Raw genomic sequence first — 14,723 nt, forward strand, 5'->3', positions numbered from 1 at the left:
TGTGCCACGGCCCGGCACGGTGATCACAGGGGCCGTCCCGGGAGATGGGAGCAGGCAGTCATGTGCCCTGCGCTCCCGCTCCTGTTTCACGCGGCGGCCGGGGTGGAGGCGGGTGCGGTGCGGGGCGCCAGCAGCAGGGTGCACACGGCGGCGGCCGTCAGGGGCAGGGTGAAGCGCCCGCCGAGCGGGCCGGCCAGGGCGGTGCCGCCGGCCACGCCCAGGCGCATCGCGCTGGACATCCAGCCAACCGCCTCAGTGGAGGTGCCCGGCGGGGCGAGCCTCGTCACGGTCAGGCTGGCCACGGTCAGCAGGGGGACGAACATCGCGCCCGGCAGCAGTGCCAGGGCGAGGACGGCCGGGGCCGGGAGCGGGACGAGCAGCGGGAGCCATCCGGCCGTGAACACCGCCGCCAGCCGCAGTAGATGCTGCCGCACGGGGGCGGTGGTGGGCTTCAAGCGGGCGAAGAGCACGCCGCCGATCAGCCCGGCCGCGGAGAACGCGGCGGGCAGTGCGCCCGCCAGCCAGGAGGCGCCTTGTCGTGTCGCCACCGCGATCGCGGCGACGTCGAGGGCACCGACCGTGCTGCCGAGAAAGACCAGCGCGATCAGCAGCGGGCGCATCGCGGGCGGGCGCAGCACGCCCAGCCGGTCCCGCTGGCGGGGCGCGGCGCGCCAGGTGCGGGCGGGGCGGGCGGTGGCGAAGGCGAGGGATCCTGCCAGGGTGAGGGCGGCGGCCAGGGCGAGGGCCGCCGCCGGGGACAGGGTGGTGGCGGTGGCGATGGCGAGGGCGGGCCCGGCGACGTAGACGATCTCCTGCGTGGAGGAGTCCAGGGTGTAGGCGGTGCGCACGTACGCGTCATCGGGCAGCACCGTCGGCCACAGCGATCGCAGTGCGCCTTCCAGCGGCGGGCACCCGGCTCCGGCCAGCACCACACACACGACGGCCAGCGGCAGGTGCGAGGTGCCCGCGAGAGCGAGCGTGCCGAGCGCCGTGGTGACCAGGGCCGCACCCGCATAACAGGGCAGGGGCAGGCCGCGCAGGTCGGCGAGCCTTCCGAGCAGGGGCAGACCGACGGCCGGGCACAGGCCGTACAGCGCGGCCAGCGCGCTGGCGGTGGCCAGGTTGTGGCCATCCCTTTGCGCGGTGAGGATCAGCGCGACCGGCACCATGCCCAAAGCCATCCGCCCGGTCACCGACGCGATCAGCAGGCGGCTGCAGGAGCGCTGGCGCAGCACCGCGCGGAAGCCGGGCGCAGTGTTCTGCACCCGGGCGGGGCGGGCCGGAAGGGGGTGTGTGGGCGGCCGGGGTGCGGAGCCCGGCGCGCAGGTGGTGCGGGCAACGTCGCGGACTGGGGCATGGGCCATCGCCTGCCTGCCTCTGCAAAAAGGGGGAGGGGGGTCGGTCGGGGGGTGCGCGAGTGGGCCGCCCGCACGGCGGTCTCGTCAAGGGGATGCACGCCGTGCGGGCGGTGGTGGTAGCGGCACAAGGGGGTAGGGCCGCTGACGGCACAGCCCAACAGGCCGCCCAGCAACGCCTCAACGCCGCTTCCCCGGCAGCGGTCGGCGCCGCAGCCCCGGATGCAGCCTCTGGTGCGGCCTTCCCCCTTGCTGGTCCGCCTCACGGCCCCGGTGTCAGGCGGACCAGCAAGGGGGAACACCGCGACGCCGGGAGTGGCTTTGTTCACGAGAACGGGCTCTGTCCCACTTGTTGTGGTGCCGTAACGCTCAGTCACGCCAACAGGACCCGCTTGCGTAGGAGTTCGAATCCTGCGCGGCCGAACATCTGACGTTTGAGCATCTTGATCCGGTTGACATGGCCTTCGACGACCCCCGAGTTCCACGGTTGCGTGAGGCCGGCGATGACCGCGTCGAGGTCGCGTTCGAGGTGCTGGGCGAACCGACTGAGGCTGGGCAGGTCGGTGGTCGCTCGGGCGGACTGGATCCACTGTGGCAGCCGGTCGCCCTCCAGCTCAGTGACCATGCAGGCGAAGGAGCGCACGTGCTCGGCGAGTGTCGTGAGGTCAGGGCAGTGGGCCAGGACGACCTTGAGCTGTAGCCGGTCGTGTTCGGCCAGGGCGTCGGGATGGGTGAGGATCCACCGGGCGACGGCGCGGGCTGACGGTGGTCGGGGCCCGATGGGCTGGGGCCTGCCCCGCAGGGTCCTCCTGACGTAGTCGCGGACGCTGCTGTAGCCGTCCGGGTAGCCCTGCTCGCTGATCTCCTCCCAGAGCTTCCAGGCGTTGGTGCAACCGTCCTGCCAGCGTTGGTCGAGGTAGGGCTTGAAGGCATCGAGCCTGGTCGCGCGGTTCTGCCACTGGCCGGTGAACAGTTCCTCCGGGGTGGCGGCGCGGGAGAAACGCATGATGGTGTTGAGGCCCATACCGAGCTGTCGGGCCACGGACCGCTTGCTGTGTCCGGCGGCCAGGAGCGCGTGGACGGTCGCGTGCTTGGCACGGGTTCGTTCGGCGAACCGGTGGCCCGTCGGCCAGGGCGACGACGTCGTCGTCTCCGCTTTCTCCTGCGGTTCGTCCGGCGGTGCAGGCATGGGGCGCAGGCAGCCGCGGTGCCGGTAGACGCACTTCTCGGCGGCTTCGCCCAGGTTGTGCCAGAGGTGCCACCGGTCGGCCACTTGGAGTGCTTGCGGGGCACCACGGGTGGCCCCGTCCGCGAAGAAGGATGCCCGGTCGCGGCAAATGATCTCGATGCCGGGTCGCTCGGCCAGCCAGGCCGCGAGCGTGTCCGCCTCCCGGTCCGGCAAGAGGTCGATGGGTCGGCGTGTTTCGACGTCGACGAGCACGGTTCCGTAGATTCGGCCTTTGCGCTGGGCGTACTCGTCCACACCGACCACGCGAGGCGTGACGGCGGGTGGTTCCGGGAGCGAAGTGATCAGTCTCAGCAGGGTGTTGCGGCTGACCGGTGTTCCGAAGGCGTCCGCGATTTGGGCCCCAGCCCGGCCCGCGAGCGCGAGACCGACCGAGATGAGTGTCGATCGCAGCCGTTCCGTTCGCCGGCCGAACCGGCGGGTGAGCCCCGGCACCTGCTCGACGAAGGTCCTGCGCGGACAGGACTCTTCCGTGCAGACGAACCGCCGCACTCTCAACGCCACCACGACGAACTTCCCAGCCGCTGGCAGATCACGGGGAAACCGCAGATATGAACCGTGTACTCGCCCTGACCGAAACCCGCACACCGGGCAGGCCGACTGCCGGACCGCACTCCGGGCCTCAACCCGGACGACCATGTCGGTCACCTTTACCGACTCCACCAACACGTCCTCCACCGAGGAGAACAGCAGCTCTGCGAGCTGCGACCGTACTTCGTCCACGGCGCAGCACTGTCGGCCACGCTGTCCACCGGCCGGGCGATTTTCAGGCGACCTCAGCCACCATCACGAGAAGATCAACAGTCACTCAACGTACGCGGCCACAACAAGTGGGCCAGAGCCCGAGAACGAACAGCAGATGTTCACCAATTCGGGAGGCAGTTCAGGGCGTTCAGTAATCGAACACTGAGCTGCGGGAGGCTCCCACGAACAGGGGCGCGGGGGATCGGCATCAGGTCGTGCGCCTGGGCTCGAAAGACTCCCGCCAGGCGGCCGCTACGGCGGCTGACCCTGCTGGCCGCTGCTGTGCCATGCGCGACAGACGGAGATCACCGACTCGCTGATGGACCTGTTCATCCAGCTCGTACGACTCCGTGTGCGAGCCGGCGTCCGGCAGGCGCGGACGGTGTCGGGGGCCTCCTCAAGGTGCCGTCCTGAACGCTGCAGCTTGCGCCGCAAGAACGCACCCCCTGCTCTGGGCTGTCGAGGCGAATCACGGCCCGTCCATCCGAGTGGCGCAGCGCGGTTCGCCCCACGTCGTTCCAGGTGAACCGGTACGCGTTGACCACGTGAACACCAACACGCACACCCCCGCCCCCCGCCCGGCACCGCCCCGCTGGCGCCGACTGTGCCGGACCGCCGCCGTCGTCCTGGGCGTGACCCTCGCCGCCGTCCCGTACGCCAGCGCGTCACCGGCCACATCCCGCCCCGCGATCCAGGAAGCGACGACCGGGGCGACGCAGCAGGCAGGCACCGAAGCTCCCGCCGCACGTGCCAGGGGGGCGGTGATCGAGGTGACCAGCGCCGAGCAGTTCTACGAGCTGCTCCGCTCGGAGCCGAGAGTCATCGCAATGTTCACGGCAAACTGGTGCGCACCTTGCCGGGTCATGGAGCCCAAATTCGAGTACCTCTCGACGCAGCACGGGACCGTCACGTTCCTGTCCATCGACGTCGACGACAACGCCGAGCTGGCCTTCGAGAACCACATCGGCAGCATGCCCACGTTCATCGCCTTCCGGGACGCTCAGCGTGTGGGCGCATTCACGGGGGCCGACGAGGAGGCGCTCCGTCGGCTGGTGCGGGGATTGGCCGCGTCCTAAGCCCGCACCTGTCACCGGCCCTCGCCGAACTCGACGACCGGCATCGATCAGGAGGATTCCTCCCGTAGGGAGACCGCCTTCTCATGGCCCCGCCGCTCCCCCAAGCGGCGGGGCCGCATGGCTTCCAGGGCTGACAGAGCATGCGCCGCAGGACGACGTTCGATTCCGCTGCGGCTTCGGTGCCTCCCAAACTGGCGAATAAACGCTGCTCAAGCTCATGAGCAAAGCCACGGGAGCACTGGCGTCGCCGGTCCGCCGCAGCAGCTGCCAGCTGACCGGCGCGCTGGTGGTGCCGGCACTGCCCCGGCCGAAGCGGCAGATGGTCCGCTCCCGCACCGCACTCGAGGCGGGCTTGACCGCCTCGAGTGCCGAAGGGCCCGGCGATCCCGGGCCAAGCGGTGGTCCGGCCGTCCGGCCCGCGGCCTCTCAGCCGCCCAGGCTGGCCAGACCGTCGTCCCGCACCCAGCCCCGGGTTCCCTTGGGGATGCCGGACTTCGAGCGCTGGGAGAGCTGGCCGTAGTCCCAGCTGCCGCGGCTGCACAGCACGGTGAGCTTGTCGCCGCGGAAGAGGTAGCCGCGGCTGGTGTAGGAGGTGGACGGGCCGGTGCGCAGGTTCCATCCGTTCCGGCTCACCATGGCCTGGAAGTTGGGCCAGTTCACGGTGCACTTGGGGTTTTCACCGACGGCGTGCGCGGCCGGTGCGGTGGTCACGGTCAGTGCGGCTGCGGCTGCCATCGCCAGTGCGGCGGGGCCGATCGAGCGCAGGGCGAGACGGCGGTTCATCACGAAAGCCTTTCGACGGGTGAGTGGCGGGGGCGGGGCGAGGTCCCGGCCCCGCGCTTGTGAGGTCAGCCGATGCTGCGTGCCGGGCCGCCGCCGGCACGGCGCCGCGTGCTGCCGCCTCCCAAGCCCCAAACCAGCGACCTGGCCGTCTGTTCCACCGGGCGGGAAGGGGCGGGACACTCCACGACGGCACCGGCCGGCATACCGGCATACGGCCCGGGCACGCTCAGGGCTTCCGCCGGGTGGTGAGGAACAGCGGCCCGTGCGCTGCGCTCCCGTCCGGCGGGAGGCGTGGCGCACTCGTGCGCCGCTTCTTCCCGCCCCGCGAGGCCCTGCACGCCGTGGCGGCCCACACGGGCTTGGTCGTGCGGGTAGATGGCATGGCACCTGCTGGCCGATGCGATCGGGGAGGGAGCCGCTGCCGTGAGCCCGCTTTCCGCCCCGCCTTGCGGTGAGGGCCTGGCCATCGGGGACCAGCCCTCGCAGCCCGCGGCCGACACCGCTCGACTGCAGGAGCTGACCGGCTCCGTGTGCCATCACGAGCGGCGGTTCCTGGGCTTCCCCGACCACCTGCGTCTGGTGGCGGCCGAACTCGCCCCCTTGCTCGCGGCGTTCACCGACCACCGCGCGGACCCCTACTCCCCCGACGCTGTCCACGTCGCCACCCGGGCGTATGAGGAGGCGGTCCTCGAGTACTTCGCCGCCGTGGCCGGTGTGCCGGCCGCCGACGTCCACGGCCATGTGGCGTCCTCGCCGTACGAGGCGCTGCTGCATGGGCTGGCCACGGCCCGCAGCCGGCTGCCCGCCGCCCCGGTGTACGTCGGAGAGCAAGCCCACGCGGAGGTGTGGCGTGCGTGCCAGCTGCTGGGGCTGGACCGGGTGAGGGTGCGGTCACGGCCGGACGGCACGACGGATGCAGCGGACTTGCGGCTGCAGACAAGGCTGCGGCGCGGCGTAGGCGCGGTGGTGGTGGCCACCTGCGGCACTCCCCTGCACGGCGCGATCGACAACGTGGCCGAGCTGCGCCATGCGGCAGCCGGATCCGGCCGGGTGCACGTCCACGTCGACGCCGCCGCAGGCGGGCTGGTGGCCGCGCACAGCGACCAGGTGCCGCCGTGGTCGCTCGCGCACGGCGCCCACACCATCACGCTGTCCGGGCACGGCCTGCTCGGGCTGCCCGTACCCGCGGGGATCTCACTGGTGCGCCGTTCGCACGCATCTGCTGCCGGCGGAGGAATCACGGTGGGCGACCCGGCGGTGGCGGGCGGCGGGCTGCCGGCACTGCTGCTGTGGACGCGGCTGCGGTCCTTGGGGCGGGCCGGAGTGGCCGCCATGATCGGCCGCTGTCAGGACCTCGCCGCCCACGCCGTCCACCGGCTCGAGGGCGCCGGGGCCCGCCCGCAACGTGTTCCCGGCTCCCTGGCCGTCACCTTCGACCGGCCACCCGCCTGGGTCGTCGACAAGTGGCGCCTGGCGCACGCCGGAACCCGGGCAGGGATCGTCGCCATGGGCCCGCTCTCCTACACCGCGATCAACGAGCTCGCCATCGATCTCGCCGACGCAGCGTGCAAGGACGTCGCCTGATCCGCGCCGTACCTTTGGCCGCCGGATAAGACGAGTCCGGAGTGCTCGATCAGGGCTGTCGGTGCCCTTTGACACGATGCCCGGGCCTATCCGAGCGATCAGGAGACACCATGGGCACCTGGGACACCGGCCACTTCGACAACGACGCTGCCGCGGACTTCTCCCACAGACTGGATCAGGCCGCTGCGGCGGAGCGGGAGAGCATCGTGCGCCGCGCCCTTGTCCTCACCATCGACGCCCAGGGCTATCTGGACAGCGACGTCGCGGCCGAGGCTGTTGCGGCCGCTGCCCTCGTCGGGGGCCTCGGTTCCGTCGAACTGCCTCCACGTGGGTCATTGCCATCGGGGCGTCGGCGTACCGTCCGGGTCCAGGCCGTACGGCCACAGCTTTGTGAGGATCCACCCTGACCAGCGGAAGACCTGCCGGGCGCTGCCGTGCTCGGCGGCCTGCCGGGCCAGGTTCTCGGCGCCCTTCCGATCCCCGGCCGCCGCCCGTATCCGGGCCAGGTCGACCAGGGCGGCGGTGCTGCCGTGGTCGGCCAGGTTCTCGGCGCCCTCCCGATCCCCAGCCCTCTCCCGCGCCAGGGGTATGCGGACCAGGTCGCCGGTGCTGCCGTGGTCGGTGGCTTGCCGGTAGAGAGTCTCGGCGCCCTTCCGATCCCCGGCCGCCTCCCGCATCTGGGCCATGAGGATCAGGGCGGTGGTGCTGCCGTGGTCGGCGGCCTGCCGGGCCAGGTTCTCGGCCTCCTCCCGATCCCCGGCCTCATCCCGTATCCGGGCCAGGTCGACCAGGGCGCCGGCGTCGCCGTGGTCGGCGGCCTGCCGGGCCAGGTTCTCGGCGCCCTCCCGATCCCCAGCCGTCTCCCGCATCAGTGCCAGTTGGACCAGGGCGCGGGTGCTGCCGTGGTCGGCTGCCTGCCGGGCCAGGTTCTCGGCTCCCTCCCGATCCCCGGCCGCCTTCCGCATCTGGGCCAGTTGGACCAGGGCGCGGGTGCTGCCGTGGTCGGCGGCCTGCCGGTAGAGAGTCTCGGCCCCCTCCCGATCCCCGCCCCTCTCCCGCATCCAGGCCAGCTGGGCCAGAGCGCTGGCGTCGCCGTGGTCGGCGGCCTGCCGGGCCAGGTTCTCGGCGCCCTCCCGATCCCCGGCCCTCTCCCGCATCTGGGCCAGTTGGATCAGGGCGGCGGTGCTGCCGTGGTCGGCGGCCTGCCGGTAGAGAGTCTCGGCCCCCTCCCGATCCCCGGCCGCCTCCCGCATCCGGGCCAGCTGGGCCAGGGCGCCGGGGCTGCCGTGGTCGGCGGCCTGCCGGGCCAGGTTCTCGGCGCCCTCCCGATCCCCGGCCCTCTCCCGCATCAGGGCCATGAGGAACAGGGCTTCGGTGCTGCCGTGGTCGGCTGCCTGCCGGGCCAGGTTCTCGGCTCCCTCCCGGTCCCCGGCCTCATCCTGCATGTTGGCCAGCTGGACCAGGGCGCCGGCGTCGCCGTGGTCGGCGGCCTGCCGGGCCAGGTTCTCGGCGCCCTCCCGATCCCCGGCCGCCTCCCGCATCAGCGCCAGTTGGATCAGGGCGAGCGTGCTGCCGTGGTCGGCGGCGCGGAGTCGGAGGTGGTGGGCCCATTGCAGGCGGTGCCGGTTTTCGGCCTCCACGGCGAGGTTGTACAGATCGTCGGGGTCGGTGAGGTGGGTGTGGGCGGCGTGCCAGAAGGAGGCGGGCGGACAGAGGTGGCGGCGGGCGGTGCGGCCGTGCTGTTCGAGGTAGTCGGCGAGCCGGAACAGCGGCCCCGACGGGCGCGGTGAGGCGGCGGCATCGGTGGAGGGGCCGGGTGGGCGCCGCCGCGGTCGGGGGGTGACCCGGCTGAGGGGGGCCTGCTTGCCGTGAACCTGCTCGGCGAGCTCGGCGTAGGCCTTCTCTGCCCAGTCGTCGGTGAGCTGGTTCCAGTCGCTGTCGTGGAGATAGTCGGGGGCGGCATCGGTGAGGAAGGCCTGCGGCAGGTGCAGGCCGACGCCGAGGCGGCGGGCGTCCATCGCCGCCTCCAGGAGTGCTCTGGCGGCCGGGCTGCCCGTGCGGTAGCGCTCCAGCAGAGCGGGGCCACCGGCGAGGTCCTGCGTGAGGCGTCCGTCGGCGCGGGCGCGGGTAAGGGCGTCGGCCAGCAACCGGTCACCGCCCTCGGCCAATGCGGTTGCCGCGGCCAGGGCGCGAGCGTCGAAGGCGTCGGGGACCCGCACGGTGCGGCCGGCGAGCAGCTCCCGCACCCGGCTGTGCGGATCGGGCTCGCCCACTGCGGGCAGGGCGGTGTACTGCTGGACGTATTGGGGCCAGAGTGTGCCCAGCACGAGGACCGGCCCGCGCTGCGGGCTGGTCAGCAGGTGGTGGACGGCCGCAGCGATCCGCTCACCGGCCGTCAGGTCGCCGAGGTAGTGGTGCGCCTCGTTCAGCCATACCACCGTGCGCGGGCCGACACGGTGCAGGTCCTCCAGCGCGGCCTCCGCCCGGGTGGGATCGAAGGGATGCCACAGCCACCACCCCAGCTCGGCCAACGGCTGCACGGCCTCCCAACACGCCCGCGTCTTGCCCGTCGACGAGCCGCCCACCAGGACCAGCATCCGGCTATGGCCCTGCCCAGCCTCCCGGACCGCCTCCGCCAGAATCCGGTCATGCTCGCGCGGCACGTACGTGGGCAGTTCCCGCTGCACCGGCAAACCGGAACCGCCCTGAGCGGTACCGGCCGGGTGGACCTCCAGCGCGTGCGGATCCCACAGCCCGATCGGCCGGCCCGGTCCCGGCCGTTCGCTGTCCCCGCCACCGGCCGCGACCCGCTGCAACGCCAGCAGCTCCCCCACCGGCAGTCTCAGCGCGCCGGCCAGCGCCGTCACCGTATGCGCCGACGGCACCGGCCCGTCGGCCTGGAACGCCTGCTGCACGGTCGTACGACTCAGCCCTGTACGAGCGACGAGCTGAATCTTCGTAACCCCGGCCCGGGCCAGCCCGCTCCCCAGCATCCTGCGCAGTTCGGCCAGCGCCGAATCCGCAGTGTGACCGGTCCGTTCGTTGTGCACGTCCTCGCCCCCGCGGTGGTGATGTGTTCGCCGGTGTTCATCTTCGTCCCGGCGCACCATGACGCACACGGATTCCGCGACCTTCGTTTCGTCAACACCCCACCTCCTGACGGGAGCTGCCGTGAACGTCGCCGTCGCCCTCCTCACCACCGCACTGGTGATCGTCGTCGCCCTGATGGCCGCCGCCGGGGCGGGCAAGCTCGCCCGCATGGACGGCGCCACCTACCCTGCCGCTCTCACCCGCGCCGCCGTCACCTTCGCCGGTGTCATCACCCTCGCCGCCACCGTGGCTGCCGCCTTCGCCACCCTGCTGACCTGACCACCACGCGCTGGCCGGCCACCTACTCGACCACCCGCCTGGCTCAACTACTTGCCAGACACGCCGGAAAACCGCAGACCACGCTCGCCTGCCCTCGGGACCAGAAGCACTAGACAGTCATCGAGCCGAATGCAGAGACGTTCAGTTTGTGCGGCCGTTGTGGATGCCGGGCGCCTGCTCCCGGCCCTGGAGCCTGTGTCCTCGCATCGTGCCGGCCACCGAGCAACGAGCTGTGCCGCCGCCCGCAACCTGGGCCGTGGTCCCCCGTGCGGGGAGACGGCCCGGGACGGCCGCGGTGGCCGCCGCCAGCTGCCGCGGGGCGCGCTGGATGCGCGACGGTCAGCCGCAGCAGCAGGCCCATCGTCGTGCACAGCGTCCAGGTCACCGCTGCACTCCCGGCGTGGTGTTGCCCGCTGCCAGGGCCTGGGCCTGTTCGTGTGCGGTGGGTACGGCACGGCCGGTGCCGTCCGGGCGGAGCGTGGCCTGCCGGGCCATCGCGTATTCCAGGCGGGCCCGGAAGTGCTCCGCCCGCGCCCGGATGTCCTCAGCGTCCAGGGGCGTGCCGGCGCCGGGGACTTCTTCAAGCGCCTCGCGCACTCGCATCAGCAGGTCGGCTTCGGCTTGGGTGGCGGTGTGCCGGTGGGTATGGGGCGGCTGCTGCTGGAGCTGGTAGTTGATCTGTCCCTCCAGCATCTGGCGGGCGCGGTCGGTGGTGCCGAAGGCCTCGATGAGGCGGCGCTGCATCTGGGCGGCTGCGACCGCGGCGAGCTCGGCGGGCAGGTGGCGGGGGATCTCGGCGGGGTGGGCGAGGCGTCCCAGCGCGTCGTGCATGAGGTGCAGTTGGGCTTCGCGCACGGCCAGATAGTGGGTGCGGGCGTTAAGGAGTTCGGGGTCGGCGACATAATCGCCGCCCTCCTCGGCGGTGGTCGCCGCGCGCTGCTCTGCCAGAGCGTCGACCGCGTGGCGGGCGGTGGCCGACTCCTGGCGCCAGGCGGCGGCCGGACCGCTGGATGCGAGCGAGCGGGCGGGGACAGGGAAGGCCTCGAGGATCTGCCGGGCCTCCTGCTCGCGGCCGGAGTGGACGGCGGCGGTGTAGGCGCGCACCGCGCTACGGGCCTGGGCCAGGTGCGCGGTGCGCTCCTCGTCCAGCCGGGGAGCCGCGGTGCCGGGCTCGTGCCCGGCGACCCGCTGGTCGCGTTCGTAGTCGGTGAGGTCCGGTTCGAGGACGGCCCGCAGTTGCTGCGCGCCGGCATCGCGCAGGGCGATCTGGTCCAGCAGCCAGTCGGCCGCCGCGCGCAGGGCCGGGCCGTCGGCGGCCAGGTTCTCGGCGGCGTGCCAGTCCTCGACGAGCTCGGCGCGGGAGCGAAAGGGGTACTCCATGCGGTTTAGGAGTTCGCTCGTTTGCTGCCCGGCGCTGACGAGCAGCGCCTCGGTGTCCTCCTCCAGATCGCCGGCCAGCTCGAGGCTGCGGGCGCGGACGGAAGCGGGCGGGTAGCCGGCAAGGTCGCGCAGGTGGCAGGTCCAGGCGGTGGCCGCGGCGATCCACCCCAGTTCGAGCCCCTGGTCCGCGTCGATGTTGCGGCGGTAGAGCCAGTCGGCGAGGTGCTGCGTGAGCTGAGCGTGGTCGGTGTCCGGGTCGTGCATCAGCTGCACGGCGAGTTCGCCCGGCGTGTGTTCGTGCAATCCGTCGGCGTCGGCGGTGACGATCGCCAGCTGCCGTCGGCCGTCGTCCAGCTGGAGCCAGCGGCGCAGCGTCTCGGACCGCCTGTGGGTGACCTCGTGCACGGTGATGCGGGTGAGGTCGGCGCCGGTGCGGGCGATCCCGGTGCGTCCCACGGTGGGCCTGTCGGCGCCCACCGCTTCGGTGGTGTCGTCGCGGTCGGCCACCCAGGCCAGGGCGTAGGCGTCCGGTCCCCGCTCGGTCAGCCAGGTGCGGAAGTCTTCGGGGGCGGCCAGCTCTTCGCTCACGGCAAGGACCCTTGGGCTCGGCAGTAGGGGCGCCGCGCAGCCACTTCGCGGGCGGCGGCTGGCGGCAGCATGCCCGTGCCGGGACGTGCCGGTGGCCGGCCGCCCGGGGCTGGTCCGTCGTGCGGGACGACACGAACGGCCCTCACCCGGCGCGTCCCGCCCCGCGGAACGCAGGCGGGCGCAGGCGGGGGCCCGTAGGTCAGCGCTTGCCGGTCGGGCGGTGGCGGCGTGGCCGCTGCGAGGCGCGGCCGCGCCTGCGGCCGGGAGCAGCCGGGGTGTCGGTGGGTCCGGCCGCGGGCGAGGAGAACCCGCCGGGAACCTCCGGCCGGGCGACCGGCCCCTGGGCGGCAGGGGCTACGTCGGTGCGGTTCGGCCTGCCGGCCGCGCCGGCGACGACCGTGGCGTGCGGCAGCAGCCGGGCGCAGGCCCCGCAGACCTGCTGAACGTTCCAGACCTGCCCTACCGTGGCGTCGTGCCGCAGCACCAGGACCGTGGCCGTGCCCGCGCACTGCGCCTTGGCCTGGGGGTGGGAGGCGCACCCGTGGGCGCCGCAGTGGCAGCGAGCGCCGGGATGGATGGTGGCGGCTTTGGCGTGGGCGGCGGCGTGCCGGGCGGCGAATTGGCGCAGGGCTGCCAGGTCCTTGGAGGGGGGTGGCATCCGGCAGTTGGTGTTGCTGCAGGAGACCGTGGCGGAGCGGTCGCTGCGTCCGGTGAGCCGGACCGTCCACGCCCGTGCGGGCACGCGTTCGGTGGAAGTGGGGGTGTGCGCCGTCGTCACGCGGGGGTTGTCCGTTCGTTTCAGGGAAGCGTTGCCGGTCCACTATCTGCTACCCGCGGGGCCATGGGGACACCCGGTTGCTGGCGCCGTGTGCGCCGGGCCGCGCGTCGTTCCTCGAGCACACGTGCCCCGCCAAGGGGCCGGCTGAGGGGTGCTGAAGTAACCAGTCCCGTCCAACAGCCGTAGACTCACTGGCCGTTTGTGCACTCGGGGAAGGGACACGGCAGGTGAATCAGCAGGACGGCATCCGGCATGCTTGGGGGGATGCGCCCATCTACGACAAGCTCGTTGCGGAACGCGGTGACGTACCGGCTCAGGTGAAAGCCGCGGCCCCCCGGATCCTCTCCGAGGCGGAGCGCGACACTCACTTCAGGGCGCAGCTGCCGCTCACGAGAGGCTGAATGCCTCCCCCACGACGTCCGCCCTGCTGGGGCACAGGCAGCGGTCCCACAGAGGCGGATTCGGCGGTGACAGTCCCAAGCCGTCTCAACGCACGGCGGTCGCGGCCTCATCTGCTGCCGCAGACCCGTCCCAGCAGACGGCTTTTAGGATGCGTCGGCGTAGGCGAGGTGGGTGCCGCAGACGGTGCAGCAAAACAGCATGGCGCTGGCTCCCTCGCCCAGGTGGGTCAGGAAGTGCTCAAGCTGGCTGTCGTCGTGCCAGCCGTTGAGGCGCATGTCGGCCCGGAGTTGGTCGAGGGCTTCGGGATATGCCGCCAGCTCGCTGTAGCCGACTTCGCCTACGAAGGCGGCGGCGTCCTGACAGTGGACGAGCCAGTGCGGATCCTGCCAGGCGTGGAAGCCAGGGGTGCGGCGGGTGACCTCGTGCAGGACGTCCTCGCTGACACCGTCGAGCCTGTAGGAGTCGGTGAATTCCCCCGCGAAGCGTTCGGCCGCGCTGCCGTCTGCGATGCACCAGGGGCAGATACGTCCGCTGACGTCCTGGGCGGTGTAGAAGGTGGCCGTGTAGATCCAGGCTGTGTTGCGCTTGCAGCAGGCGCACGTCTCGCAGGCCGCGCGGATGGCCCCGCTTGCCAAGGGGTCTGGGTGATAGCGGAAGACGGGCAGGCGGTCAGTCATCGCCGGTTCCCGATCTGCGCGCCCGGCGGTCGTGTCTGCTGATCCCATGCTGCGCAGTCTGTCCGCGCGCAGGTTCGGTGATCAAGGGCGGTGTCGGAGTCCTTGTAGCGCGCCGATGTGAGAGTTGGCTGCAGGCGGCTGGCTCCCACGTCAACGTCCTCATCTGCTGCCTGCGCTGCATCCGGATCTGTTTGGGATCATGCCTGTATGGACTTCGACCTCGTCCCGCCGAGCGGTGTCGGCCCGTTGCGGATCGGTATGACGCGGCAGGCCGCCGGCGCGGCGCTTAACTCGCTGCGCGATCTGTCTGCGGTCTCGGCGTCTGACCGGCCGGGGCAGCACGTCTTCCGTCCGAGCGGGCTGATGATCAGCATCCACTGTGTGCGCGACAAGCTGGAAGCCGTCGAGCTGGGACGGCCGTCGCTACAGACGGATCGGGTGCTGTTCCGGGGCGTGGACGTGTTCGCGCTTGCTGCGCGCGGGGTTGTCCAGCGCGTCGGTGAATTCACCGCGATCGTAGAAGATGCCGACGATGCTGCTTCGTTCGTCGCCCCTGACTTGCTGCTGAGTTTCTGGCGTCCGTTCGCAGCCGACGATGAGCCGGATGAGGAGCAGGGCTATTACTTCAGCTCGGTCCTGCTGGCTCGGCCTGGCTACTACGACACCCCGGCTCAGGCCGCGGAGCGACGTCAGCACAGCTCGTGACGGGCCGGTTCAAAAGGGGCGGCAGGGTTTCTCGGT

The 14,723-nt window shown here is 72.1% G+C and carries 12 protein-coding genes; 5 read left to right on the top strand and 7 right to left on the bottom strand.

Annotated elements, in window-relative coordinates; translation table 11 throughout:
• Positions 1-86 precede the first annotated feature (86 nt).
• The gene (locus tag ACGFZN_RS36025; RefSeq protein WP_393862678.1) at positions 87-1,265 is read right to left on the bottom strand and encodes an MFS transporter; all 1,179 of its coding nucleotides are present in this window, start codon (positions 1,263-1,265) and stop codon (positions 87-89) included.
• A gap of 463 nt (positions 1,266-1,728) precedes the next feature.
• Positions 1,729-3,324 (bottom strand): ISL3 family transposase, encoded by a 1,596-nt coding sequence (locus tag ACGFZN_RS36030; protein ID WP_393862679.1) that lies wholly within the window; start codon positions 3,322-3,324, stop codon positions 1,729-1,731.
• Positions 3,325-3,977: 653 nt separating this feature from the next.
• On the opposite strand from ACGFZN_RS36030, the gene ACGFZN_RS36035 reads away from it, so the two are divergent.
• Positions 3,978-4,421, top strand: a complete 444-nt coding sequence (locus ACGFZN_RS36035; RefSeq protein WP_393862680.1) for a thioredoxin family protein — start codon at positions 3,978-3,980, stop codon at positions 4,419-4,421.
• 426 nt (positions 4,422-4,847) lie between these two features.
• Here ACGFZN_RS36035 and ACGFZN_RS36040 read toward each other — a convergent pair whose 3' ends face one another.
• Positions 4,848-5,204: an SH3 domain-containing protein gene (locus ACGFZN_RS36040; RefSeq protein ID WP_393862681.1), complete on the bottom strand. Its 357-nt coding sequence runs from the start codon at positions 5,202-5,204 to the stop codon at positions 4,848-4,850.
• 423 nt (positions 5,205-5,627) lie between these two features.
• Here ACGFZN_RS36040 and ACGFZN_RS36045 point away from each other — a divergent pair, with 423 nt between their 5' ends.
• Together ACGFZN_RS36045 and ACGFZN_RS36050 are read left to right on the top strand one after the other, a co-directional pair.
• The gene (locus ACGFZN_RS36045; RefSeq protein ID WP_393862682.1) at positions 5,628-6,788 is read left to right on the top strand and encodes a pyridoxal-dependent decarboxylase; all 1,161 of its coding nucleotides are present in this window, start codon (positions 5,628-5,630) and stop codon (positions 6,786-6,788) included.
• A 110-nt stretch (positions 6,789-6,898) separates the two neighbouring features.
• Entirely contained in the window at positions 6,899-7,195 is a 297-nt protein-coding gene (locus tag ACGFZN_RS36050; protein ID WP_393862683.1) for a DUF4259 domain-containing protein, read from the top strand.
• On the opposite strand, the gene ACGFZN_RS36055 is transcribed toward ACGFZN_RS36050, so the two are convergent.
• The gene (locus ACGFZN_RS36055) at positions 7,121-9,703 is read right to left on the bottom strand and encodes a hypothetical protein (RefSeq protein ID WP_393862684.1); all 2,583 of its coding nucleotides are present in this window, start codon (positions 9,701-9,703) and stop codon (positions 7,121-7,123) included. The genes ACGFZN_RS36050 and ACGFZN_RS36055 overlap by 75 nt on opposite strands.
• Before the next feature lie 256 nt (positions 9,704-9,959).
• On the opposite strand from ACGFZN_RS36055, the gene ACGFZN_RS36060 reads away from it, so the two are divergent.
• Positions 9,960-10,157, top strand: coding sequence for a hypothetical protein (locus ACGFZN_RS36060; protein ID WP_393862685.1), 198 nt, complete (start codon positions 9,960-9,962; stop codon positions 10,155-10,157).
• A 381-nt stretch (positions 10,158-10,538) separates the two neighbouring features.
• On the opposite strand, the gene ACGFZN_RS36065 is transcribed toward ACGFZN_RS36060, so the two are convergent.
• From ACGFZN_RS36065 to ACGFZN_RS36075, 3 genes are all read right to left on the bottom strand, one after another.
• Positions 10,539-12,125: a hypothetical protein gene (locus tag ACGFZN_RS36065; RefSeq protein ID WP_393862686.1), complete on the bottom strand. Its 1,587-nt coding sequence runs from the start codon at positions 12,123-12,125 to the stop codon at positions 10,539-10,541.
• Between the two features lie 199 nt (positions 12,126-12,324).
• Positions 12,325-12,903 carry a hypothetical protein gene (locus tag ACGFZN_RS36070; protein WP_393862687.1) on the bottom strand — a complete coding sequence of 193 codons (579 nt, stop codon included), beginning with the start codon at positions 12,901-12,903 and terminating at the stop codon, positions 12,325-12,327.
• Between the two features lie 545 nt (positions 12,904-13,448).
• On the bottom strand, positions 13,449-14,030 hold the full coding sequence (locus ACGFZN_RS36075; RefSeq protein WP_393862688.1) for a CbrC family protein: 582 nt from the start codon (positions 14,028-14,030) through the stop codon (positions 13,449-13,451).
• Between the two features lie 159 nt (positions 14,031-14,189).
• On the opposite strand from ACGFZN_RS36075, the gene ACGFZN_RS36080 reads away from it, so the two are divergent.
• Positions 14,190-14,687, top strand: coding sequence for a hypothetical protein (locus tag ACGFZN_RS36080; RefSeq protein WP_393862689.1), 498 nt, complete (start codon positions 14,190-14,192; stop codon positions 14,685-14,687).
• Positions 14,688-14,723 lie beyond the last annotated feature (36 nt).

Origin of the sequence: Streptomyces sp. NPDC048192 (genome assembly GCF_043202415.1) — a bacterium.
In the GTDB taxonomy this organism is placed as follows: domain Bacteria; phylum Actinomycetota; class Actinomycetes; order Streptomycetales; family Streptomycetaceae; genus Streptomyces.